The organism is Streptomyces antioxidans (genome assembly GCF_000968685.2).
In the GTDB taxonomy this organism is placed as follows: domain Bacteria; phylum Actinomycetota; class Actinomycetes; order Streptomycetales; family Streptomycetaceae; genus Streptomyces; species Streptomyces antioxidans.
Genome location: NZ_LAKD02000101.1, coordinates 1 through 22,693, shown reverse-complemented (window position 1 = coordinate 22,693; position 22,693 = coordinate 1). Strand labels below are relative to the sequence as shown.

Here is a 22,693-nt window from a genome sequence, read left to right as displayed (position 1 = left end):
CTGGTCATCGTCGTGCAAGTCACATTGATTGGCGGGTTTCAGCGCATGACGCACCGGGAAACACACGGGGTTTCATGCGTTTCCTTGGGCGCGGGGCGGCGCAGACGTGCACCCCTGCCGCTCGTATGTGCGCGACAGGGTCGACTTTACTTCAGCTTTGATCTCAGGGGGTGCCCGGTTTGGGTTCGGGGGCGGGTCCGGGGAGGCTGACCTTGATCCGGCAGCCGCGCGGGGACTCCGCCACCCCTATCCGCCCGCCGTGCAGATCCACCGCCCAGCGCGCGATCGCCAGCCCCAGACCGGTGCCGCCGTCGCTGCCGGTGCCGGGCCCGGGCCGCCGCCGGCCGTCCACCGAGCCGTCCGGGGAGAGCCCGCCCCGGTTGAACCGCTCGAAGACCCGGTGCCGTTCCGCCTCCGGGATGCCGGGGCCCTCGTCCTGCACCTCGAGCTCCAGGCTCTCCGGGCCGTCACCGCGCCGGGCCCGCACGGTCACCCGGCCGTGTGCCGGGCTGTGCTTCACCGCGTTGTCGATGAGGTTCGCCATCACCTGGTGCAGCCGCTCGGCGTCGGCGTGGGCGGTCAGCTCGGGCGGCGAGACGTCCAGGTTGAGATGGACGTCCTTGCGGGTGTGCGCGCCCGAATGGGACTCCGCCCCGTTGGCCATGCTCGCTTCCTTGATGATCCCGGCCAGATACGGCCAGACCTCGAACCGCCGTGTGTACAGCGGCACCACCCCGTTGTCGAGCCGGGAGAGGTCGAGCAGCTGGTCCACCAGGCGGCCCAGCCGCTGGGTCTGCTTCAGCGCGACCCGCATGGTCTCCGGATCGGCGTCCGAGACCCCGTCCACCACGTTCTCCAGCACGGCACGCAGCGCCGCGATCGGGGTGCGCAGCTCGTGCGAGACATTGGCCACCAGCTCCTTGCGGTGGGTGTCCACCGCCTCCAGGTCGGCGGCCATCCGGTTGAACGCGGACGCCAGGTCGCCGAACTCGTCCCGGCGCTGTGCCGCCCGCACCCGCCGCGTGTAGTCCCCGTTGGCCATCGCCCGGGTGACCTCGGTCATCTCGTCCAGCGGTGCCGTGAGTCCGTTCGCCACGAACTGGGTGATCAGCAGTGAGGCGATGATCGAGAAGATGGTGATGACGCGCAGCTCGGTGTTGGAGTGCATCGCCGCGAAGACGAGCAGCGTGGTGATGATCACCGAGCCGACGACCAGCGCCCCCAGCGCCGCCTTGACCGAGCGGTACGGGTCGAAGGGGCGCAGCGCCGTCCAGACCCGGGTCCAGGTGGCACGGGACCACGCCCGCCGGTCCGCGGGGGCGCCGGGCAGCCGGCAGGCCCTGGGGATCCCGCGCGGCCAGAGCCTGGGCGCCTTGTCCGCCCAGAGCCGGGGAGCCCCGCGCGCCCGGCCCCCGCGCGCCCGCGCCCGGGGGGCCGTGCTGGCCCGGACCTTGGGGACCCTGCGTGCCCAGCGGGCCTTCGTCATGCCGCCGGGGTCTCGAGGGCGTAGCCCACGCCGTGCACCGTACGGATCCGCTCCGCGCCGATCTTCCGGCGCAGCGCCTTGATGTGGCTGTCCACGGTGCGGGTGCCGGAGGCGTCCGCCCAGTCCCACACCTCGGCCAGCAGCTGCTCGCGCGAGAGCACCGCGCGCGGGGTGTTGGCCAGGCAGACCAGCAGGTCGAACTCGGTCGGGGTGAGGTGGACGTCCGAACCGCGCACCCGCACCCGGCGCTGGGCGTGGTCGATCTCCAGCTCGCCCAGGCGCAGGATCCCGCTGCGGGGGGTGTGCGCGGCCAGCGCCGCCCGCTCCACCCGCCGCAGCAGTACGTGCACCCGCGCGGCCAGTTCGCGCATGGAGAACGGCTTGGTCATGTAGTCGTCGGCGCCGACCCCGAGCCCCACCAGCATGTCGGTCTCGTCGTCACGCGCGGTCAGCATCAGCACCGGCACCGGCCGCCGGGCCTGCACCCGCCGGCAGACCTCCAGACCGTCGAAGCCCGGCAGCATCACGTCGAGGACGAGCAGATCGGGCTGCCACGCCTCGGCCGTGTCGACCGCCGCCGGACCGTCTCCCGCCGTCTGGACCTGGAACCCCTCGGCCCGCAGCCGGGCGGCGATGGCGTCCACTATGGTCGGATCGTCCTCGACGACGAGGACCCGGCGCTGTGCGCCAGGGGTGGTCATGGCGGTCCCGTTGTGACCGTTGTGAGTCTGCTCCATACGCCCGCCCCTGCGTCTTCCGGTGAAACCCGCGGCCCGCGCCTGGTCATCGCTCAGCCGCGTTTGGTAGGCAAGCAAGCGTAAAGCCAGCGTACGCGGCTTTGCTACGCGCCCCGAACCGCGAGATGCACGACGTCGGGAACACCTCGGGCAACGGCCACCTCTTCCGTACGCACCCGTGTGAAACCGGCATTCCGGAGAGATTCCTCGAACGCGGGCGACGGCCGCGCCGACCATACGGCCAGCACCCCGCCCGGAGTGAGGCGCGCCGCACAGGCCGCGAGCCCGGTGGGGGAGTAGAGGCCGCCGTTGTCCTCGGTGACGGTCCAGTCGGGGCCGTTGTCGATGTCCAGGCACAGCGCGTCATAGGTCCGCGGGCCCCCGCACAGCCACTCGACCAGATCGGCGTGGACGATCTCGGTGCGCGGATCGGCCAGTGCCCCGGCGGTCACGGCCGCCAGGGGGCCCGCGCGGTGCCAGTCGATCACCGCGGCCTCCCGCTCGACCACCGCGATCCGCCCCCACCGGGCCTCCGCCGCCGCCTCGACCAAGGAGAACCCGACGCCGAGCCCGCCGATGAGCAGGGCGGGGGAGGGGCGGCCGGCGGGCAGCGCGTCGAGGGCGGCCCGGATGAGCAGCCGCTCGGAGCGGCCGTCGGAGGTGTCCATGAGGAAGCACCCATTGGCGATGATCTCGAAGACGCCCCCGCTCCCGTCGCCGCCGCCGCGCCGCCGCAGCACCACTTCCCCGTAGGGGCCCTCCCGGCGGTCGACGGTCACCGGCCGGTCGTCGTCGGCGGCGTGGAGGTCGTACGGCGGCTGCGGCTGCATGGGTGTGGGGTCCTCCCGGGCGGTTCCTGGCCCCGCCATCCTCGCGCCGCCTCCGCCCGCCGGTCCAACCGGTTCGCGGGGCCCGGGGGCGGCGCGCGTTTCGCCGGACGTACGGTCAGGTGAGCCCCTGGTCGCGGCGAAACGAGGGCGCCTCGCCCGGCTTCGCTCACAGCGAACGAGGGCCCGGGAACACCTGAACCCCTCCGCGCATTGAGTGGGCATTGACTTATTGAGTCCTCATGACTCAACTTGCCTGCCGAAGGGGAGATCATGGCTCCGCTGTCCACACCGCTCACCCTGCCCTTGCTGCCTCTCGACGACGAGGTGGTGCTCCCCGGCATGGTGGTGCCGCTGGACCTTTCCGATACCGAGGTACGCGCCGCGGTGGAGGCCGCCCAGGCTGCCGCACGTTCCAGTGGGAGCGGGGGCGGCAAGCCGAAGGTGCTGCTGGTGCCGCGCGTCGACGGCACCTACGCCGCGATCGGCACGCTCGGCACCGTCGAACAGGTGGGCCGGCTCTCCGACGGGGACCCCGGCGCACTGATCCGCGGGGTGCGCCGCGTCCGCATCGGGGCCGGGACCACCGGCCCCGGGGCGGCCCTGTGGGTGGAGGGCACCACGGTCGAGGAGATCGTGCCCGACCCCCTGCCCGGTGCCGTCACCGAATTGATCAAGGAGTACAAGGCGCTGGCCACCAGCTGGCTGCGCAAGCGCGGCGCCTGGCAGGTCGTGGACCGGGTGCAGCAGATCGACGATGTCTCACAGCTCGCCGACAACTCCGGTTACTCCCCCTTCCTGTCCGTCGCCCAGCGCGTCGAGCTGCTGGAGACCACCGACCCGGTGGCCCGGCTGAAGCTGGCCGTCACCTGGCTGAGCGACCACATCGCCGAACAGGACGTGGCCGAGTCGATCGCCAAGGACGTCCAGGAGGGCGTCGACAAGCAGCAGCGCGAATTCCTGCTGCGGCGCCAGCTCGAAGCCGTCCGTAAGGAGCTCGCCGAGCTCAATGGCGACCCCGAGGACGAGTCCGACGACTACCGCACCCGGGTCGAGGCCGCCGATCTGCCGGACAAGGTCCGCGAGGCGGCCCTGAAGGAGGTCGACAAGCTGGAGCGGTCCAGCGACCAGAGCCCCGAGGGCAGCTGGATCCGCACCTGGCTGGACACCGTCCTGGAGCTGCCCTGGAAGGAGCGCACCGAGGACGCGTACGACATCCAGGGCGCCCAGGCCGTGCTCGACGCCGATCACGCGGGCCTGGAGGACGTCAAGGAGCGGATCACCGAGTACCTGGCGGTGCGCAAGCGCCGCGCCGACCGGGGCCTCGGCGTCGTCGGCGGCCGCCGCGGCGGCGCGGTGCTCGCGCTGGTGGGCCCGCCCGGCGTCGGCAAGACCAGCCTGGGCGAGAGCGTCGCCCGCGCGATGGGGCGGAAGTTCGTCCGGGTCGCGCTCGGCGGCGTCCGCGACGAGGCGGAGATCCGCGGCCACCGGCGCACCTACGTGGGCGCGCTGCCCGGCCGGGTCGTCCGGGCCATCAAGGAGGCGGGCTCGATGAACCCCGTCGTCCTCCTGGACGAGATCGACAAGGTGGGCTCCGACTTCCGCGGCGACCCGGCCGCGGCCCTGCTGGAGGTCCTGGATCCGGCACAGAACCACACCTTCCGCGACCACTACCTGGAGGTCGAACTCGACCTGAGCGATGTGGTCTTCCTCGCCACCGCCAACGTCCTGGAGGCCATCCCGGAGGCGCTGCTCGACCGGATGGAGCTGGTGCGCCTGGACGGCTACACCGAGGACGAGAAGGTCACCATCGCCCGTGACCACCTGCTGCCCCGTCAGCTGGAGCGGGCCGGTCTGGAGCCGGGCGAGGTCACGGTGGCCGACGGGGCGCTGCGCAAGCTGGCGGGCGAGTACACCCGCGAGGCGGGCGTACGGACCCTGGAGCGGTCCATCGCCCGGCTGCTGCGCAAGGTGGCCGCCCAGCACGAGCTCGGCGAGCGCGCATTGCCCTTCACCGTCGGCGTGGAGGAGCTGCGCCCGCTGATCGGCCGGCCGCACCACACCCCCGAGTCCGCCCAGGACCCGGCCGAGCGCCGTACCGCCGTCCCCGGTGTGGCCACCGGGCTCGCGGTCACCGGCGCGGGCGGCGATGTGCTGTTCGTGGAGGCGTCGCTGGCCGACCCGGAGACGGGCGGCGCGGGGCTGAGCCTCACCGGTCAGCTCGGCGACGTCATGAAGGAGTCCGCCCAGATAGCGCTCTCCTTCCTGCGCTCGCACGGCGCGGAGCTCGAGCTGCCGGTCGGCGACCTGAAGGAGCGCGGCGTCCACCTCCACGTCCCGGCGGGCGCGGTGCCCAAGGACGGCCCGAGCGCGGGCGTCACCATGACCACCGCGCTGGCCTCGCTGCTCTCCGGCCGCCAGGTGCGCCCTGAGGTGGCGATGACCGGCGAGGTGTCCCTGACCGGGCGGGTGCTGCCCATCGGGGGCGTCAAGCAGAAGCTGCTGGCGGCCCACCGGGCTGGGGTGACCACCGTGATCATCCCCAAGCGGAACGAGCCCGACCTGGACGATGTCCCCGCCGAGGTCCTGGACAAGCTCGAGGTCCACCCGGTCTCGGACGTCCGCCGGGTGCTGGAGCTGGCCCTCGAGCCCGCCCGGGCGGCGGCCCCCGAGGTTCCGGTGGCGGCGTGACGGACGCTGCCGGTGGCTGTGGCCCGGGGCCCTGTGACGAACGGGGCTCCGGGCCACGCGCTATGCGGGGCTCAGCCGTTGGCGAGCGCCTGCAGCCGGTCCATGGCGCCGTTGAACTTGTTGTGGTCGCCGACCGTCGCCCCGGAGGAGGTGTACTGCCAGATGGTGTGGAAGCCCCAGCCCGCGGGCAGCTCACCGACGGACGAGCCGTAGCGCGGAATCCACAGCGGGTTGACGCCACCGAAGGCGGCGGAGTTGCCCGTGCAGGTCTTCCACCAGCTGGTCGAGGTGTAGATCACCGGATCGCGGCCGGTGCGCGACTTGTAGGTGCTGGTGAAGGACTTGATCCAGTTGACCATCGCACTGGCGCTCAGCCCGTAGCAGGTCGCACCGTAGGGGTTGTACTCCATGTCGAGCGCGCCCGGCAGGGTCTTGCCGTCCTTGGACCAGCCGCCGCCGTGGTCGACGAAGTAGTTGGCCTGTGCGGCACCGGTCGAATTGTTCGGCAGCGCGAAGTGGTACGCGCCACGGATCATGCCGACGTTGTACGAGCCGTTGTACTGCTGGGTGAAGTACGGGTTGGTGTAGCTGGTGCCCTCGGTCGCCTTGACATAGGCGAACCGGACGCCGCTGCTCCACAGCGTTGACCAGCTGACATTGCCCTGGTGGCTGCTGACGTCCACGCCCTCGACGGTGGCGAGCAGCCCCGTCGGCGCCGCACTGGTCGTGGATCCGCCCTCGTGCTTGGCTATCTGGGAACCCGCCCAGTCGTCCTCGGGATGGGGAATGGCCTTGTCGCCCTGGCCCTGGGCGGCGAACGCCGAACCGGGCAGTGCGAGGGTCATGGCGAGGAGAGCGGCGAGGATGCCGATCAGCGCACTGAGGGCGCGTCGGAACGAACCAGGTCTGTGCACGGGCATGGCGTTGCCTCCGAAACCTCGGTGGGGGGAGCTCCGATTGGAATGACCATGTCAGAGTTGACGCTACGGGCGTAGATAGGGTGACGGAAGGGGGAGAGTGTGATGCCGTTGGTCTAATCCTGCGAAATACTGGTGGAGCTGCGGTAACGGCCGCGCGTGGTAGAAACTTTCACGAAGTGAAAACCCGGAGAGGGCTCTGACGTGCACAACAACGGGTCGTTGCCCCCCGAGCGGGGTGAGGGTAGCGCCGCGGGCGGCATTGGTGTGGACCACGCATTCCTGGCTCTGGAGCGCGAATTGGCGGTCTTCCTGCGCAGAGCCCGTGCCGCTTCGGGGGAATTGGCCCGGGAGGTCCACCCGGAGCTCGAATCCGCCGCCTATGGGCTGTTGATGCGGCTGGAGGACGCCGGTCCGCAGCGCGCCACCGAGCTCGCGGGGTTCGTGGGGGTCGGAAAGGCCACGATGAGCCGTCAGCTCCGGGCCCTCGAGGGGCTCGGCCTGGTGACCAGGGCGCCCGATCCGGCCGACGGCCGGGCCTTCCTCGTGGAGTTGACCGAGGAGGGCCGCAGTCGCTTCCGCGCCGTGCGGGGCGCACGGCGGGCGCGGTACGCGCGCCGCCTCGCCGCGTGGGAGCGCAGCGAGGTCGCCGAACTCGCCAGGCTCCTGCACCGGTTGAACGCGGAGCAGGAGGCCGACGACCGCGGTCAGACGGCGCGCACGGCGCAGGAGTAGGGCGCTCATACACGTCAGGATGGGCGACCGGCGCGCATCCGGCGACGCGGATGTGGCAACCGCGCTACCCGCGCCGGAAAGTGCGGTGCCCAGCGGCTCTTGGCGGCTCCTGCCGTCAGGGCTCCACGAAGACCACGGCCGCGTCGTCATGGGTCTTGCCCCGGGGGAAGGCCGTACGGTCCGGATCGGCGTGCTCGGCCGCCCGCACCCGGTCGATCAGCGCCTGCGGCCCCTCCTTGCGCAGCAGTGCGAAGCACTCGGTCCAGTCGCCCTCGCCGAAGGTCTCCACCCAGCGCGACGCCCCGTCGGTGAGCGCCGCGAGCGCCCGCACCTCGCCGCGCGGAAGCTCCCCGGTGACCGCCTTGCGGGAGACATCGGGGTCGGCGGCGGCGGTGAAGAAGCCGTCCGCCGCGTTGCGCAGCGGGGCGAGCCGCCGGCCCTCGGCCCGCAGCCGGTCGATCCGGTCGTCCAGGACCGGGGTCACTCCGCCGTGGGTCCGCTCGATGAGCAACACCGAGTCGGACAGCACCAGATGCTCGATCCGCTCGGTGTTCCAGCGCGCCGTGACGACGGTCGCCTGGGGTGTAAGGGGGTGAGAAAGGTCACATGTTGAACTATGGGCGGCGGCGGTTCGGGCGATCGCCTCGGAGAGGCACTGTGTCAGTGGCATATCCCGCCGTGAACCGGACAGTTCGAGCAGCGATCCGCCGAGCCGCGCGGTGAACCAGTCCACGCTGTGGACGCATCCGTCCCCTCCCTCGGGCGGGGTCACTCCGTCCAGCACCACCAGCGCGCCACCGCTCCCCGAGGCCGGGAGGGCCACCGAGGCGTAGTCCTCGTTGGGGTGGTGCCGATCGCCGGCGGCGGTCGCGAGTTCGATGCGCATTACCCCAGTCTGCCGGAGCCCTGTTGATCACCGCGGCGGCGAGGGCCGGACCGGGCACTTGGTCCGTACCAAATCCACCGCCGGTTTCCGCGCTGCCTGATTGGGGCGGGATTGACGCTTCTGAGAAGCTGCGGGTGGGCATTTTGTCAGGGCGCCGAGGTCTTTACCAATCCGCACAAGCTGGGGGGAAGGTATGGCCGCGAGCCAAAGTTGGTGGTCAACTACGCAATACGGTTCACTCGTTCGGGTGGCCGGGCGGGCGATGTGTACCCGCCCCAGACCCGTCCTGAAAGGGTCGGAATCCCTACCAGGGGTGGGGAAACACCATTGTTGATCCGTCGTCACCTCTGGTCCACATCAGCGGTCGGGCGAGAATGGATTGTGAGCACCGGTGCGGAAGAAGCGGCTTCGGGGCACCACGCGCGATGCGGTCGGCGAGCCACGCCAGGACGGCGAGCCAGGTCAGGACGGCCAGGATGAGGCGGCGGCGCCACGGCGCCGCACCGTACGCGTCCGCCGTCGGCTCACCACGTCCGTCGCCCTCGTCTCCGTCGCCGTCCTCGGGGCCGGAACCCCCGCCGTTCTGCTCGCCCTCGACGACACCACCGACGCCCAGCGCCTGGTCGACCTCGCGGGGACCAACCGCGGCGCGGTGACCCTCGCCCACGCCCTCGCCGACGAGCGCGACGCCATGACCCGCTATGTCGCCGACGGCCGCACCTCCGCCTCCGGCCACGGGGTTTCCGAGGAGATGCGCGCCCGGGTCGACCGCCGGGTCCGGGAGGTGCGCGGAGCGGTCCCGGCCCCGGTCCGGCGGCACCTGGACGCCCTCCCCGAGCTGCGCCAGGAGGCGCTGACCGGCAAGGGCTCGGCCATCGACGTCTTCACCGCCTACACCCGGACCGTCCAGGCGCTGAACGGGATCACCGACACCCTGGCCCGGCGGCTCCCGGCCGACGCCGAGTCCGGCGGCACCGCCGCGCTGGCCCCGCTCGGCCGCGCGGTGGAGGAGGCGTCCGCCACCCGCGGACTGCTGCTGGCCGCGTTCGACGCGGGCGGCGGCCAGCCCACGCTGGTCTCGGCAGCGCAGCGGACCAACCTCCGCGAGCAGTCGGCGCTCGATGACTTCGAGGAGCTTGCTCCGGACGCCATGCGCGAGGCCTACCAGCGCACCGTCAGCGGCACCGAGGTCGGCTCCGCCGAGCGCTATCTCGCCCGGCTCACCGACCAGAGCCGCCTCACGGGCAATGACTTCCTCCTCCAGAAGGACCGCGTCGAGGCCGCCCTGAACGCCCGGATCGACCAGATGCGCGGCGCGCAGTCCTCGCTGGCCTCCGCCGAGGCCGCCCAGCTCGCCCGGGTGCGCGATGACCAGGTCACCGACCTGGAGCTGCGCATCGGCATCGTCGCCGCCGCCCTGCTGGTCGCCCTCGGCGCCGGAGTGCACAGCGCCCGCTCGATGACCCGGCCGCTGGCCGTGCTGCGGCTCGGCGCCCGGCGGGTCGCGGCCGATCCGGCGGCCGAGGAGCCGGTGGCGTTCAAGGGCCGGAACGATGAGTTCGCGGACGCCGTACGGGCCGTCAACGAGCTGCACGCCAAGGCCGTGCGGACGTACGAGCGGGTCGCCGAGCTCGAGCGCGAGCGCACCCGGCTGGTCGGCGAGCGGCAGCGGCTGGCCGATGAGCGGGACGGGCTGCGCGCCGAGCGGGACGCGGTCACCACCCGCCTGGAGGGGCTGCGGGCCCGGGTTCATGGCAGCTTCGTCAGCCTCGCGCTGCGCTCGCTGGGCCTGATCGAGCGCCAGCTGGCCATCATCGAGTCCCTGGAGGAGCGGGAGCAGGACCCCGACCGCCTCGAAACCCTCTTCCAGCTCGACCACCTGGCCACCGGGATGCGTCGCTACGGCGAGAACCTCCTGGTCATCGCGGGTTCCGAACAGAAGGCCACCCATCCGGGGCCGGTGCCGCTGCTGGATGTGCTGCGCGCCTCGATCAGCGAGGTCGAGCGGTACGACCGGGTGCAGATCCAGGCGCTGCCGCCGCACGCCCAGGTCGCGGGGTTCGCCGCGGACAGCGTCAGCCACCTGATCGCCGAGCTGCTGGAGAACGCGACATCGTTCTCACCCCCGGACGCGGCGGTCCAGATCTCCGGCTGGCTGCTGGAGACCGGCGAGGTCATGCTCTCCGTCCAGGACGAGGGCATCGGCATGACGCCCGAGCGCTTCGTGGAGCTGAACAACCGGCTCGCCGACCCCGTACCGGAGTACTGCCAGGGCCCCCAGCCGGAGGACCCGCTGGGCCTCGGGCTGTATGTGGTGACCCGGCTCGCGGCGCGCCACGGCATCCGGGTGCAGCTGCGCGATCAGCAGCCGGGCGGGGTGGCGGCCGTGGTCGTCCTCCCGACGAAGATCCTCCCCGCCGGCCCGCCCGGTGCCGGGCTGCCGCCCGCCCCGCCGGTGGGCGCGGGCGCGACGTTCGGCGCCATCGGACCGTCGTCCTTCCTGGGCTTCCCGGGCTCGGAGGCCGAGGCGAACTCCAACGCGCTGCCGGGGCAGGCCCGTTCCGCCGTGCGCGAGGAGGAGGGTGCGGCGGGGGCGGACCCGGAGCCGCCGGTCGCTCCGGTCGCTTCGTCCGAGCTGGTCGGGCCGCCCGCGCTGGTTGAGCTGGTCGCTCCATCGGCTCCGCTCACTCCGTCCGCGGAGCCTGACCCGACGCCCCAGTCGGCCGAGCCGGAGCCCGAGGACGAGCCGCGTCCCGGGCCCGAGCCCCGTCCTGGGCCCGAGCCTGAGCCCGTCGACGCCGCCGCCGAACCGGAGCCGACCGCCCCCTGGGCCGTCCCCGGCGAACGGTGGGGGCAGACGGGGGAGGCCGGCCGCGACTACCCCGTGGAGCCCACACCGCCGCGCGGCCATCCGGCCCCGGAGACCACCGGTGCGCTGCCCATCCTGCCCAAACGCGTCCCCAAGGTGGCCCAGCCCGACGGGCAGGACGCCCCCCAGCCCGGCGCGGACGACCAGCCCCCGGCACCCCAGCCCGAGGAGCCCGAGCCCCCGTCCGTGGAGCGGACGATGGAGCTGATGCTCCGGCGCCTGCGCGAGAGCCAGCGCGCCCCCGCTGGCCGTTCGGACGGCGCAGGCCCGGCCGACGGTGGGGTCCGCTCGGAGGGTACGGGCCCGGCTGACCGCGCTGGACGTTCGGACCGTACGGATCCCGCCGACCGCGGGGGTCGCGGAGGCCGCGAGGGCCGCGGGGACCGTCGGCGCCGCGACGGACGTGCGGACGCCGCGGACCGTGCGGACGCCGACGGCCGCGACGACCACGGTGACCCCGACGGCCACGCGGACCGCGACTGGCACCTCGCCAGCCACGGCATACGCCCGGTCGGAGCGGCCGCCTGGGGCCCGCCCGACGACGGCCCCGCGCGGCCCGGCGCCCCGGCGACGTACGACGGCGTGGCAGACGGCGCCCCCGCGCCGTACGGCGGCCCGGAAGGCGACGCCCCCGCGGCCGATCCGTATGCCATCGGCCCCGATCAGCACGCGCGCCCGGACGACGAGATGGTGCGCACCGACAAGGGGCTTCCCAAGCGCAGACCGCGGAACGTGGCGCTCCGGGAGCCCGATCCACAGGAGCGGACCGGTTCGGTGAACGCGGAGGAACTGCGGCGCCGGCTCGGTGGTTTCCAGCGCGGCGCCCGCGAGGGGCACCGCGACGCCGCCGCCGAGATCGCCTCCCGCGGCGCGCCCGCGCGGGGGCAGCGGGGGCACGGGGGACCAGCAGGACAAACGGGGGCGCAGAACGAGGGTGGCACGGTTGAGGAGGCACGCGGGTGAATGCGCCCAGTAGTACCTACGGGTTGAGTCGCGAGGCCCGTAATCTGCACTGGTTGCTGGCGAATCTGGTCGAGGAGGTTCCTGGCGTCCGCTCGGTCGTGGTCGTCTCGACCGACGGGCTGATGCTGCTCTCCTCGGACACACGGCACCACGCCGCTGCCGCGGCGGCCGATCCGTCGGTGCAGGACGGTCCCAAGGGCTCCAGCGCGGATCTGGCGACGATCGTCTCGGGGCTCGGCAGCCTCACGCTCGGCGCGGCGAAGCTGATGGAGGCCGGGGTCGTCAAGCAGACGATGGTGGCGATGGACGAGGGGAGTCTGTTCGTCATGTCGATCAGCGACGGCTCGCTGCTGGGGGTGCACGCCACCCCCGACTGCGACATGACCGTCGTCGCCTATCACATGGCCCTGTTCGTGGGCCGGGCCGGACATGTGCTCACCCCCGAACTCCGCAATGAACTACGCAGGTCGCTGGAGCACGCACAGTGACGACCGCCGGGTCCGACCGGCCCGCCCGTAAACCCGCTCGCGTACGTCCGTACTCGCTCACCGGTGGCCGCACCCGTTCCGGCCATGTGCTGCTGGTGGAGACCTTCGTCGCGGCGCTGGAGTCTCCGGACGGACGGCTCGACCTGGCCCCCAGCGGGTTGAACACCCGGATGCTGCCGGAGATCCGGGCGATCATCGAACTGTGCGGCAGGATGCGCTCCGTCGCGGAGGTCTCCGCGATGCTCAAGATCCCACTCGGGGTGGTGCGCGTCCTGCTCAGCGACCTGGCCGACCAGGGAAAGATCCGCGTCTACGGCACCGGGCGGGGCCCCGGCCAGCCGGACCGCGCGTTGCTCGAAAGGGTGCTCAGTGGACTTCGCAGGCTCTGAGACGATCACGGCGACCCCGCCGGCGACGTCGGAGATACCCGGGGCCGGGATACCCGGGGCCGAGGAGGTGCTCCAGAGGTGGCAGACGGACCGCTCCCGCGCGCCGATCGCCACCAAGATCGTGATAGCGGGAGGCTTCGGCGTCGGCAAGACGACCTTCGTCGGCGCGGTTTCGGAGATCACTCCGCTCCAGACCGAGGCGCTGATGACGCGGGCCAGCGAGGACGTGGACGACCTCGAGGCGACGCCCGAGAAGCTGACCACCACCGTCGCGATGGACTTCGGCCGGATCACGCTGGAGAACGATCTGGTCCTCTATCTCTTCGGCACCCCCGGCCAGCAGCGCTTCTGGTTTATGTGGGACGACCTGATGCGCGGGGCCATTGGCGCGGTGGTGATGGTCGACACCCGGCGTCTGGACGAGAGCTTCCCGGCGCTGGACTACTTCGAAAGCCTGGGACTGCCGTATGTGGTGGCGGTCAACCACTTCCAGGGAACCCCGCTCTACCAGGCCGAGGACGTGCGGGACGCGCTCTCCGTGGCGTCCTCCGTGCCCGTGGTGATGATGGACGCCCGGCGCCGGATCGCGGTCGTGGACGCGCTGCTGGCCCTGGTGAGGCACGCCGTTGACGTGTCACCCGAATGACGTAACCTCTGCTCCGCCCGTGGGATGGAACGCACCGTTCTTCTCTCCGGTCCGAGCATGAGGGAGAGTCGACGGCCATGCGGAAGATACTCATCGTGGGCGCCGGTCAGTCCGGTCTCCAACTCGCTCTCGGCCTGCAGTCCCAGGGCTACGAGCTGACGCTGATGTCCAACCGGACGGCCGATGAGATCCGCGGCGGGCGGGTGATGTCCACCCAGTGCATGTTCCACACCGCGCTGGACCACGAGCGCGCCCTGGAGCTCAACTTCTGGGAGGAGCGGGCGCCGCGGATCGAGGGCCTCGGGGTCTCGGTCGCCGGGCCCCCGGCTCCCGGGGGCCATCCGCGGGTCATCGACTGGGTCGGCCGGCTCGACGGCCATGCCCAGTCCGTCGACCAGCGGATCAAGATGGCGGGCTGGATGGAGACGTTCGAGCAGCGCGGCGGCCAGGTGGTCATCCACGGTGCCGCCGTCTCCGACCTCGACGTCCTCGCCAGGAAGTACGACCTCGTGCTGGTCGCCGCGGGCAAGGGCGAACTGGTCTCGCTCTTCGGCCGGGACGCCGCCCGCTCCCCGTACGACACCCCGCGGCGCGCCCTGGCGGTCGCCTATGTGCACGGCCTCGGCCCGCGCCCCGAGCACCCCGGCCTCGACGCGGTGCGCTGCAATCTCGTCCCCGGCGTCGGCGAGTTCTTCGTGATGCCCGCGCTCACCACCAGCGGCAGCGCCGACATCCTCTTCTGGGAGGCCGTCCCGGGCGGTCCGGCCGACGCGTTCCAGGGCGTCACCGACCCCTCGGAGCACCTGGAGCGCGTCCTGGAGCTGATGGAGTACTTCACGCCCTGGGAGTACGCCCGCGCCACCAAGGTCGAGCTGACGGACCCGGGCGGGACGCTGTCCGGGCGGTACGCGCCGACCGTGCGCCACCCGGTCGGGCGGCTGCCGGGCGGCGGTCTGGCGCTGGGCGTGGCCGATGTCGTGGTGGCCAACGACCCGATCACCGGCCAGGGCTCCAACTCCGCGGCCAAGTGCGCCACGGCCTATCTGGAGAGCATCCTCGAGCGCGGCGACCGGCCGTTCGACGAGGAGTGGATGCGGACGACGTTCGACGGCTACTGGGAGAGCGCGCGGCACGTCACCAAGTGGACGAACACGATGCTGGCCCCGCCGCCGGAGCACATCGTGAACCTCCTCGCCGCGGGGTCGAGCTTCCCCGCCGTCGCGCGCCGCGTCGCCAACGGCTTCGACGACCCCTCCGACTTCGAGAACTTCTTCTACGAGCCGGAGAAGACGGCCGCCTATCTGGACGAGGTCAGGGAAGCGGCCGAGGCCGCCCAGGTTTCGGCTGGGTTCGATGATGTGGCGGGGACCGACGGCGAGGCCGAGGCGGATGACCAGCCCGCCGAGGCGGTCCGCTCCTTCCGCTGACACCGGCCGTCCGCCGGAGCCTTCACCCCTTCTTGGCCGTGACCGGACCCGGGCGTACCACGCCCTGCAGCGGATTGGCGGCGAGCGGGGAGAGCTTCACCCGCTGGCCGGGGCGCGGTGCCTGGACCACCTGGCCGTTGCCCGCGTACATCGCCACGTGGCTCGCTCCCTTGTAGTAGATCACCAGATCGCCTGGCCGCAGCTGGCTGAGCGGTACCCGTGGCAGCTGGCGCCACTGCTCCTGGCTGGTGCGCGGGATGGTCCGCCCGGCATGGGCCCAGGCGGAGGAGGTCAGCCCCGAGCAGTCGAAGGAGTCCGGCCCCTCGGCGCCCCAGACGTACGGCTTGCCGATCTGGTCCAGGGCGTAGGAGAGCGCCCGCCGTCCGGCCTCCGCGGACGCCATGCCGGGGCTGCGGCCGGGGGACTTCTGGGGGCGGGGCGCGGTGGCGGTGGCCGCGGGGGAGGGGGTGCCTGCCGCCGGGGTGTCCTGGCGGCTTCCGGGGGCCGGGGCTTTGGTGCCGCCGTTCGTGGTGGCGGGCGGGCCCGCGGCGCCGGGTGAGGTGCCGCCCGCGGTGCCGAGCGCCCCGGAGGCGAGCAGTTTGCGCTGGGCCTTCGCGGTCTCCTGGCGCTCGCGCTCGGCCACCTGGGCGATCTGGCGGGTGCTGAGCGCGGCAAGCAGCTTCTCGATGGAGCCGAGCTGCTTCTTCACCTTGTCCCGCTGTTTCTTGCGCTTCGCCGTCAGGGACAGCTGTTTGTCCAGTGCGGTCCGCGCCCGGGTGGCGATGGTGTCGGCGCGCCGCTCGCCCTTGGTCAGCCGCTGGATCAGGGCGGCCTCGCGACCGGCCGCCCGGTCCAGCTCCCGCGCCTCGTCGGCGGCGCTCTCCGGATGCGGGGTGAGCAGGGTCAGCAGAAAGCCGTAGGAGGACAGCGCGCTGTGGCCCTGGTACTGCCGACGGGCCAGCCGTCCCGCATCGTCATGGCTGACGGCGAGCTCCGTACGGGCGTGGACGAGCTGGTCCGTGAGCTCCCTGGTCCTGGAGCGCTGCTTGCGCAGCTTCTCCTCGGTCCCGTTGTACGCCTCCGTAGCCTCCTCGGCCTTCCGGTACAGCGTCTTGAGCTGCGTCAGCAGCTCGGATACGGACCGGTCGGCGGGGCGGGCGGGGGCGGCGGCCGCCTTGGCCGCCGGAACGGCGGGCACCAGCGCGGCGGCCGCGGTGATCGCCGCCGCGCAGACCGAGCCCACGATCCGTCCTGACACGTGATCACCTCCGGCTCCGGGACGCCTCCGTTCGGCGTCCAGCTCAGCAGGGATCGTGGCATGACAGTCGTATCTTCAGGAGAATTGTGGGCGAGTCGGGCGAATACGGTCACCCGTCCGGCGGCCCGCCCCGCCCGCGTGCCGGTCGTCAGTTCGCCCGGCCGTAGGCGCGCCCCGGCTACCCGCTCGCCCTGGTCGTCAGTTCGGCTTGGACCACGGCCACTTCAGCCCGCCACCCGGCTTTCCCTCCGGGTCGTACTCATAGGCCCAGCCCCGGACCAGGCCCAGTCGCTTGGAGGTGGCGGCCGGGACCCTGCGGTAGACATACACGGTCGGCGGCCCGCCCGCCTCGTCCTCCACCGGCACCTCGTAGGTCTTCGGCGGCTGGCCGGTGAGGCCGACCAGGACCGACAGCACCCGGCCGTCCAGCGGCCCGCCCACGAAGGGCGTCTCCTCGCTTCTCACGCCACGACCGTACGTCTCACGACGACCGCACGTCGACGGGTTCCGGAGGCAGCTGGTGATCACCGGGCCACGGGGGTTGACCAGAAATGACGGCATTGCGCGTGGGCGCCGCGAGAAAAAGGAAGGCGGGTGCCAACGGGCCGCTGGCAGGATGTCCACGCTCAACACCCGATGGGAAAGGACCCGCCGACCGTGGCTCGTGCCATCACTCTGATCCGCTCCGCCTCCCTGTCCGACGTCGCCGAATACGCCTACGCGGCCACGGCGCCTGCCGACTCCCGCCTGATCTTCCTCGCCGGGGCTTGTCCCCTGAACGACGACGGCTCGACGGCGGCGATCGGGGACTACGCGGGGCAGGCGCTGAAAGCCGTCGAGAACATGCGGACTGCTCTCGCTGCCGCAGGCGCGTCACTCCAGGACGTCATCAGCACCAGGGTTCTCGTCGCGTCGGCCCGGCAGGAGGACCTGGTGACCGCCTGGGAAGTGGTCAGGGATGCGTTCGGTGACCACGACGTCCCCAGCACCTTGATGGGCGTCACTGTCCTCGGCTATACGGACCAGCTCGTGGAGATCGAGGCGGTCGCCGCCGTGCTCGACTCTTGAGGTCCATCGGCACAACACGGCGGCAGGGCGCGGCCTCGGCCGGCTCGTTCACCAGCTTCGCAGCGAGGGTGTAGCAGCGGGGCAGCCCTTCGTGGCCGCCTCGGTGCTCAGATCGATGGGCATGGGCGCCGTGCCGGTGCCCGAGTCGCCGAGCGGACAGAGCGGGTGCCCATCCGCCGCTCCGAGCGGCGGCGGGCCCGGTCGTCGGACTCGTCGCACTCGTCGCACTCGTCGCACTCGGCCATCAGCGGCTAGGCGAGGAAGCCCCGGTCGCTCAGCGGCGGACTGCTCGGTCAAGCCTCGCCGGCCGGGCAGGGTCATGGCGCTTCTCCCTCATGGTGGCTTCGGCTTCACCGTCGCCTTCACGGCGGGGAAGCCGAGGCCGCCATGACCGCGTCTCACCGGCCGCGCCCGTCACAGCAGATGCGAGGCCTCGCCCAGTCCGGGCACCACGCGGCGCGCCAGCCGTCCTACCGCTCCCTCGGCGGGCTCCATCCTGAGCGCGGCCTTCATCACCCGGGCCGTCTGCGGGTCGGTGGTCGCGGTGGCGGTCAGCATCGCCACGAACTGGTCCACCAGCCAGTCGCGCAGCTCCTCGAGCGACGGCCGCTTCTCCTCGTCCAGCCAGATCAACGAGGCCGCCTCGACGGCCGTGATCCAGGTGCGCACCATCATCCGCAGCCGCGCACCGGGCTCCTTGACCGCCAGGTGGAGCAGGATCTCCCCGGCCGCCGCCCGCCGCACCTCGTCCACTATCGCGTTGGTGCGCGAGGTCTCCGCCACGCTGCCGCTCTGCAACAGCGCGCTGAACCCCGCGTCGTGCTGGTCCACGAAGGCCAGATAGCGGTCCAGCACCCGGCTCAGCCGGACGCTGAGCGGACCGCTCCTGGGCTCCTCGAAGCACCGTTCCAGCTCATCGGCGGCGCTGCGCAGCGCCGCCTCGTACAACTGCTGCTTGCCGCCCGGGAAGTAGCGATAGACCAGCGGACGGGAGGCCCCGGCGGCCGAGGCCACATCGTCCAGCGACACGTCCTCGGGCGCGCGGTGGGCGAAGAGGCCGAGCGCGGCGGTGAGGAGTTCGGCACGCCGCGCCTCGACGCTCAGCCTGCGATAGCTGGCCCGGCGGGCGGCCGGTGGGCCAGCGGTGGCAGGGGTTTCCGCCACCGGGCGCGCGGCGGCCCTCGCCTCCGCCGGGGTTGTCGCCTCCGGGAGCGCCGGAGCGGTGCCGCTGCCTGTCGTCATGCCTGGCAGCGTAACCGCCCGCCGCCACGAAGCGGATGTCCCCTTCGACCCAACCCGGCCGGGCCCTTGGACCCGACGCCCCCAATCTCCTGTGCCCGGCGGCCGAATGCCCGTGGGGACGGCGGTGGAACCCTCTTCGGCCCGGTGACCGAAATCCCCTGGGCTCGGCGGTCGAATCCCCGTGGGCCGGGCGGCCGAACCCCCTTGGGCCGGGCGGCCGGAACCTCCCTGGGCCGGGCGGCCGAGCCCCCCTGGGCCCAACCAGGATGGGCCCTTGGGCCCGGCGGCCCAAGTCTCCTGTGCCCGAGGGCCGAATGCCTGGGGGTCCGGCAGTCGAACCCCCTTGGGTCCGGCGGCCGAAATCCCCTGGGCTCGGCGGTCGAATGTCCTTGGGCCTGGCCGCCTGCCCCCTGGGCCGGGCGGTCTGAACCCCCTCGGCCCGGAGGCCGAATGCCCCTCGGCCCGGCGGCCGAACGCCCCCTGGCCCCGGCCCTACGGCAGTGTCCGCCTCGTGGCGGGGCTTCGCCCCTGGACGGACGCCGGGGGCTGGGGCGGAGCCCCAGTTGTGGGAAGGGGCGGGGTGGGGAAAGCATCGATATGCGGCTCCGCCGCGCGGCCCGCCGCAGGCGCCCCTACGCCAGCAGCCCCGAGCTCTTCCACAGCCGGCGCCCCACACCCCGCATCACCCCGACGTCGTCGAGGAATTCGGTGAGCTTGCTGGCGCCGTTGCGCATCACCTCGCGCCGATGCCCGCTGGCCCGCACTTGAGCGACGGCCGCGCGGCGGTCGAGTCCCACGTTCGTGTAGACCTTGGGATTGATGAACGCCTGCGAGAAGATCCGGGAGAACTCCCCGGAACCGATCCGGGTCAGCTCCGCCTCCCAGCGCGGCGCCCGCAGCATCTGGCGGCGCAGCTCCTCGCGCGCGTACCGCACATGGCGGGCCTCCTCGACCACATGGATCCGGGTCACCCCGCGAATCAGCGGCTGGACGCGCTCGTCGGGGAAGGTCAGCCGCTGCATCCAGTCCAGGATCTCCTCGCCGAGGAGGGTCGCGGTGAACGAACCGGGCGTGGTGGAGACCGTCTTGAAGAACCGGCCCAGGTTGTGGTGGAGCGGGGCAACCGGATACGCCGGGGCGCCCCCCTTGGCGATCAGCCGCGCGAACATCTTGGAGTGGCGGCACTCATCGGCGATCTCGGTGAGCGCGTACCGCACATGAGCGCTGGTCGCGGGCTTGTCGTAGATGTGCCGGGTGAGCAGCTGGATCAGGATGATCTCGAACCATATGCCCAGCGAGGCGAGGGCCGCCGCCTCGTGCTGGGACAGCAGCAGCCGCTGCTCCTCCGACATCCGGCGCCACATGGGCGTGTCGTAGAGCGACACCAGCTCCGGCGGCCAGAACCACTTGCCGGGCTCGAACGGCGCGTCCCAGTCCAACTCGGTGTCGGGGTCGAAGGAGTGCTTGGCGGAGGACTGGAGCAGCCGCTCCGCGACCCGTTCACGGTCCTTGATCAGCCCGAGCGCGTCCCGGAGCGCGGGGGGTTCGGTCGTGGTGGACATCGTCGAGGGCACCTCACTGATGGCTCGGACAGGCGCCGGTGGGAACGGTTACCGGCGGATACCTCTTATGAGACTCCGTGTCAGCAAGGCCGTCAATCCCTTGGGGAGGTCTTATTGACCGCCGAGTAACGGTCGTGTGAGCCTGCCGAGTACGCATCCGTTCACGGGGGAGCGAGGCGAAGGAGGCGTCGGTGGCGACGCAAGAGCTCTACGCGATGGATCCAGGAGACCCCCTCTGGCAGGTGCCCGCCGGCGGCGCCGCCCGGTTCAGCTGGGAGTACGACGACCACCGGGCCCGGCTGCTCGCCCTCTACCAGAAGGGCAAGGACAAGCAGTGGGACGCGGTCAAGCGGATCGACTGGGACCTGGAGGTGGACCCGTACGATCCGCTGGGCACCCCCGATGAGTCGCTCGCCCTCTACGGCACCCGCCACTGGGACCGGATGACCGACCGGGACAAGGGTGAATTGCGCCATCATGTCGCCGCCTGGCAATTCAGCCAGTTCCTCCACGGCGAACAGGGCGCGATGGTGTGCGCGGCCCGGATCGTGGAGTCCGCGCCCGACCTGGACGCCAAGTTCTACTCCGCGACCCAGACCATGGACGAGGCGCGCCACGCCGAGCTGTACGGCCGCTTCCTGCACGACAAGCTCGGCACGGTCTACCCCATCAACACCGATCTGCGGACCCTCCTCGGCGACACCCTCCGCGACTCCCGCTGGGACATGGCCTACCTGGGCATGCAGGTGCTCATCGAGGGCCTGGCGCTCGCCGCCTTCGGCCTCATCCGCGACACCACCGACAAGCCGCTGCCCCAGCAGATCCTGGCCTACGTCATGCAGGACGAGGCCCGCCATGTGGCCTTCGGCCGGATGGCGCTGCGGGACTACTACCGGCAGCTGAGCGACGCCGAGCTGCGCGAGCGCGAGGAATTCGTCATCGAGGGCTGCTACTTGATGCGCGACCGGCTGCGCGGCGTGGAGGCCCTGGAGAACTTCGGCATCCCCAAGGCCGAGGCCGAGGAGTGCTGCGAGCAGTCGCAGTTCCTGCACATGTTCCGCAAGCTGCTCTTCGGCCGGATCGTGCCGTGTGTGAAGGACATCGGGCTGTGGGGCGAGCGGCTGCAGCGGGCGTACGTCGACATGGGCGTGCTGGAACTGGGCGACAGCAACCTCGACTTGCTGATGAACCAGGACGAGGAGCTGGCCGAGCGGCTGGACCAGCGGCGCTTCGCGGCGGAGGAGGCGGCGCGCACGGGGGAGGTCGAGGAGGCGATCACGGAGGGAGCGGCGGGTACACAGCCGTGAACACGCGTCCCCCTGGCACATGGCGGGCCTCAATCTCGCCTCTGCGCAGCGGACTTGGTAGATTCATGATCACTGCCAGCGGAGAAGGCCGAGGTCATTGGGGTGCCCTCGGTCCGGTGGCGTTCATATGCGTTCATATGAAGGAACGGCCGAAGGGTGCTCTCCACGGCGGTGGGGGGCACGCCTTTGTTCCGGCGTTCCGGAGGATGATGGTGGTGTGCGGATTCGAACGAGCACCAGTGAAGAACTCCCCGTCCTCCAGGACATAGAGCGCGCCGCCGGACTCTGCTTCCGGGACATCGGAATGGAAGAAGTCGCCGATGACGAGCCCCTGAGCCTGGCAGAGCTGAGCCGCTACCAGCGGGCCGGACGGGCCTGGGTCGCGGTCGACGACGCCGACCGGGCGATGGCGTACCTGATCACCGACCCCGTCGACGGAAACGTCCACATCGAGCAGATCTCGGTCCACCCCGACAGCGCCCGCCGGGGCGTGGGGCGGGCCCTGATCGACCACATCGCGGCACGCGCCGCGGACGACGGCGTCCCCGCGCTCACCCTGACCACCTTCGTCGACGTGGCCTGGAACGCCCCGTACTACGCCGCCCGGTGCGGCTTCCGCACCCTGACCGAGTCCGAGCTGACCCCCGGCCTCCGCGAGATCCGCCTCAGCGAGGCCCAGCACGGACTAGCCCGCTGGCCACGGGTCTGCATGCGCAGAGACGTGGCCTAGATGAGTGAGTCTGATGTCCTCAGTGGTCATACGCGATCAGGGATCGCTTGGCTTCGGCTCCGGTGGTCCAGTTGTGCCAGATGGCTGCTGCGAGGGCGAGGAGTCGTTGGCCGGTGCGGGCGAAGACTCCGGCCGGTGTTCTTCCGCCGTGCTGTTCCAGGCTGAGCTGGCCCTTGAGGGTGTCGAAAACCGCCTCGATCCACTGGCGGCATCGGGCCAGGCGTCCATGCCGGGTGGGTTCGTCCTTGCGGTCCGGACGTACCAGATGGCCTTCGAGTCGTTCGGTGATGAATGCCTCGAACTCCTTCCCGGCGAAGCCCTTGTCGGCGAGGATGACCTGTCCGGCGCGGACGAGGTGATGGTCGCGTTCCAGCAGTGCGGTCATCACCTCCCGCTCGCCGAGCTTGGGGTTCGCCAGGCACCAGGAGACCGGCATGCCCTCGGCGGTGGTGAGCAGGTAGAGCC

The 22,693-nt window shown here is 71.8% G+C and carries 20 protein-coding genes; 10 read left to right on the top strand and 10 right to left on the bottom strand.

Annotation, left to right across the window (positions count from 1 at the left end):
- Positions 1 to 163 precede the first annotated feature (163 nt).
- From VT50_RS29695 to VT50_RS29685, 3 genes are all read right to left on the bottom strand, one after another.
- The gene (locus tag VT50_RS29695) at positions 164 to 1,486 is read right to left on the bottom strand and encodes a sensor histidine kinase (protein WP_078840787.1); all 1,323 of its coding nucleotides are present in this window, start codon (positions 1,484 to 1,486) and stop codon (positions 164 to 166) included.
- Positions 1,483 to 2,223 (bottom strand): response regulator transcription factor, encoded by a 741-nt coding sequence (locus VT50_RS29690; RefSeq protein WP_046087332.1) that lies wholly within the window; start codon positions 2,221 to 2,223, stop codon positions 1,483 to 1,485. The genes VT50_RS29695 and VT50_RS29690 overlap by 4 nt, the downstream gene beginning before the upstream one ends.
- 104 nt (positions 2,224 to 2,327) lie before the next feature.
- The gene (locus VT50_RS29685; protein ID WP_046087333.1) at positions 2,328 to 3,053 is read right to left on the bottom strand and encodes a spermidine synthase family protein; all 726 of its coding nucleotides are present in this window, start codon (positions 3,051 to 3,053) and stop codon (positions 2,328 to 2,330) included.
- 270 nt (positions 3,054 to 3,323) lie between these two features.
- Here VT50_RS29685 and lon point away from each other — a divergent pair, with 270 nt between their 5' ends.
- Positions 3,324 to 5,741: an endopeptidase La gene (gene lon / locus VT50_RS29680; RefSeq protein WP_046087334.1), complete on the top strand. Its 2,418-nt coding sequence runs from the start codon at positions 3,324 to 3,326 to the stop codon at positions 5,739 to 5,741.
- A 71-nt stretch (positions 5,742 to 5,812) separates the two neighbouring features.
- Here the strand turns inward: lon and VT50_RS29675 are convergent, their stop codons facing one another.
- Complete coding sequence (locus VT50_RS29675) at positions 5,813 to 6,661, bottom strand: lysozyme (protein WP_046087335.1); 849 nt, start codon at positions 6,659 to 6,661, stop codon at positions 5,813 to 5,815.
- 219 nt (positions 6,662 to 6,880) lie between these two features.
- Between VT50_RS29675 and VT50_RS29670 the strand changes: the two genes are divergently transcribed.
- Positions 6,881 to 7,393, top strand: coding sequence for a MarR family winged helix-turn-helix transcriptional regulator (locus VT50_RS29670; RefSeq protein WP_046087351.1), 513 nt, complete (start codon positions 6,881 to 6,883; stop codon positions 7,391 to 7,393).
- A 115-nt stretch (positions 7,394 to 7,508) separates the two neighbouring features.
- Here VT50_RS29670 and VT50_RS29665 read toward each other — a convergent pair whose 3' ends face one another.
- Entirely contained in the window at positions 7,509 to 8,279 is a 771-nt protein-coding gene (locus VT50_RS29665) for a protein phosphatase 2C domain-containing protein (protein WP_046087336.1), read from the bottom strand.
- Between the two features lie 391 nt (positions 8,280 to 8,670).
- On the opposite strand from VT50_RS29665, the gene VT50_RS29660 reads away from it, so the two are divergent.
- The 5 genes from VT50_RS29660 (at position 8,671) to VT50_RS29640 (ending at position 15,061) form a co-directional block, all read left to right on the top strand.
- Complete coding sequence (locus VT50_RS29660) at positions 8,671 to 12,111, top strand: sensor histidine kinase (RefSeq protein ID WP_046087337.1); 3,441 nt, start codon at positions 8,671 to 8,673, stop codon at positions 12,109 to 12,111.
- Positions 12,108 to 12,599, top strand: a complete 492-nt coding sequence (locus VT50_RS29655) for a roadblock/LC7 domain-containing protein (RefSeq protein WP_046087338.1) — start codon at positions 12,108 to 12,110, stop codon at positions 12,597 to 12,599. The genes VT50_RS29660 and VT50_RS29655 overlap by 4 nt, the downstream gene beginning before the upstream one ends.
- Positions 12,596 to 12,988, top strand: a complete 393-nt coding sequence (locus tag VT50_RS29650; RefSeq protein ID WP_046087339.1) for a DUF742 domain-containing protein — start codon at positions 12,596 to 12,598, stop codon at positions 12,986 to 12,988. The genes VT50_RS29655 and VT50_RS29650 overlap by 4 nt, the downstream gene beginning before the upstream one ends.
- Positions 12,969 to 13,634: a GTP-binding protein gene (locus VT50_RS29645; protein ID WP_075200400.1), complete on the top strand. Its 666-nt coding sequence runs from the start codon at positions 12,969 to 12,971 to the stop codon at positions 13,632 to 13,634. The genes VT50_RS29650 and VT50_RS29645 overlap by 20 nt, the downstream gene beginning before the upstream one ends.
- Positions 13,635 to 13,711: 77 nt before the next feature.
- Positions 13,712 to 15,061 carry a styrene monooxygenase/indole monooxygenase family protein gene (locus tag VT50_RS29640; RefSeq protein ID WP_046087340.1) on the top strand — a complete coding sequence of 450 codons (1,350 nt, stop codon included), beginning with the start codon at positions 13,712 to 13,714 and terminating at the stop codon, positions 15,059 to 15,061.
- Positions 15,062 to 15,083: 22 nt separating this feature from the next.
- Here VT50_RS29640 and VT50_RS29635 read toward each other — a convergent pair whose 3' ends face one another.
- Both VT50_RS29635 and VT50_RS29630 read right to left on the bottom strand, forming a co-directional pair.
- Positions 15,084 to 16,319: a C40 family peptidase gene (locus VT50_RS29635; RefSeq protein ID WP_046087341.1), complete on the bottom strand. Its 1,236-nt coding sequence runs from the start codon at positions 16,317 to 16,319 to the stop codon at positions 15,084 to 15,086.
- A gap of 198 nt (positions 16,320 to 16,517) precedes the next feature.
- A complete protein-coding gene (locus tag VT50_RS29630) occupies positions 16,518 to 16,784 on the bottom strand; it encodes a hypothetical protein (RefSeq protein WP_046087342.1) in 267 nt (88 codons plus the stop codon).
- Between the two features lie 192 nt (positions 16,785 to 16,976).
- On the opposite strand from VT50_RS29630, the gene VT50_RS29625 reads away from it, so the two are divergent.
- The gene (locus VT50_RS29625) at positions 16,977 to 17,387 is read left to right on the top strand and encodes a RidA family protein (protein WP_046087353.1); all 411 of its coding nucleotides are present in this window, start codon (positions 16,977 to 16,979) and stop codon (positions 17,385 to 17,387) included.
- Between the two features lie 414 nt (positions 17,388 to 17,801).
- Here VT50_RS29625 and VT50_RS29620 read toward each other — a convergent pair whose 3' ends face one another.
- Both VT50_RS29620 and VT50_RS29615 read right to left on the bottom strand, forming a co-directional pair.
- The gene (locus VT50_RS29620; protein ID WP_240529366.1) at positions 17,802 to 18,629 is read right to left on the bottom strand and encodes a TetR/AcrR family transcriptional regulator; all 828 of its coding nucleotides are present in this window, start codon (positions 18,627 to 18,629) and stop codon (positions 17,802 to 17,804) included.
- Between the two features lie 632 nt (positions 18,630 to 19,261).
- Positions 19,262 to 20,191: an AurF N-oxygenase family protein gene (locus VT50_RS29615; RefSeq protein WP_107424920.1), complete on the bottom strand. Its 930-nt coding sequence runs from the start codon at positions 20,189 to 20,191 to the stop codon at positions 19,262 to 19,264.
- A 191-nt stretch (positions 20,192 to 20,382) separates the two neighbouring features.
- Between VT50_RS29615 and VT50_RS29610 the strand changes: the two genes are divergently transcribed.
- Both VT50_RS29610 and VT50_RS29605 read left to right on the top strand, forming a co-directional pair.
- On the top strand, positions 20,383 to 21,498 hold the full coding sequence (locus tag VT50_RS29610; RefSeq protein ID WP_046087344.1) for a ferritin-like domain-containing protein: 1,116 nt from the start codon (positions 20,383 to 20,385) through the stop codon (positions 21,496 to 21,498).
- 217 nt (positions 21,499 to 21,715) lie between these two features.
- Entirely contained in the window at positions 21,716 to 22,228 is a 513-nt protein-coding gene (locus VT50_RS29605; RefSeq protein WP_046087345.1) for a GNAT family N-acetyltransferase, read from the top strand.
- A 19-nt stretch (positions 22,229 to 22,247) separates the two neighbouring features.
- Here VT50_RS29605 and VT50_RS29600 read toward each other — a convergent pair.
- On the bottom strand, positions 22,248 to 22,693 hold a 446-nt coding region (locus tag VT50_RS29600), incomplete at its 5' end, for a transposase (RefSeq protein ID WP_143645297.1).

Bases quoted from the DNA above. Each gene is read 5' to 3' on its own strand.
- VT50_RS29695 (WP_078840787.1), bottom strand. From the start codon at position 1,486: ATGACGAAGGCCCGCTGGGCACGCAGGGTCCCCAAGGTCCGGGCCAGC.
- VT50_RS29690 (WP_046087332.1), bottom strand. From the start codon at position 2,223: ATGGAGCAGACTCACAACGGTCACAACGGGACCGCCATGACCACCCCT.
- VT50_RS29685 (WP_046087333.1), bottom strand. From the start codon at position 3,053: ATGCAGCCGCAGCCGCCGTACGACCTCCACGCCGCCGACGACGACCGG.
- lon (WP_046087334.1), top strand. From the start codon at position 3,324: ATGGCTCCGCTGTCCACACCGCTCACCCTGCCCTTGCTGCCTCTCGAC.
- VT50_RS29675 (WP_046087335.1), bottom strand. From the start codon at position 6,661: ATGCCCGTGCACAGACCTGGTTCGTTCCGACGCGCCCTCAGTGCGCTG.
- VT50_RS29665 (WP_046087336.1), bottom strand. From the start codon at position 8,279: ATGCGCATCGAACTCGCGACCGCCGCCGGCGATCGGCACCACCCCAAC.
- VT50_RS29640 (WP_046087340.1), top strand. From the start codon at position 13,712: ATGCGGAAGATACTCATCGTGGGCGCCGGTCAGTCCGGTCTCCAACTC.
- VT50_RS29620 (WP_240529366.1), bottom strand. From the start codon at position 18,629: ATGACGACAGGCAGCGGCACCGCTCCGGCGCTCCCGGAGGCGACAACC.
- VT50_RS29615 (WP_107424920.1), bottom strand. From the start codon at position 20,191: ATGTCCACCACGACCGAACCCCCCGCGCTCCGGGACGCGCTCGGGCTG.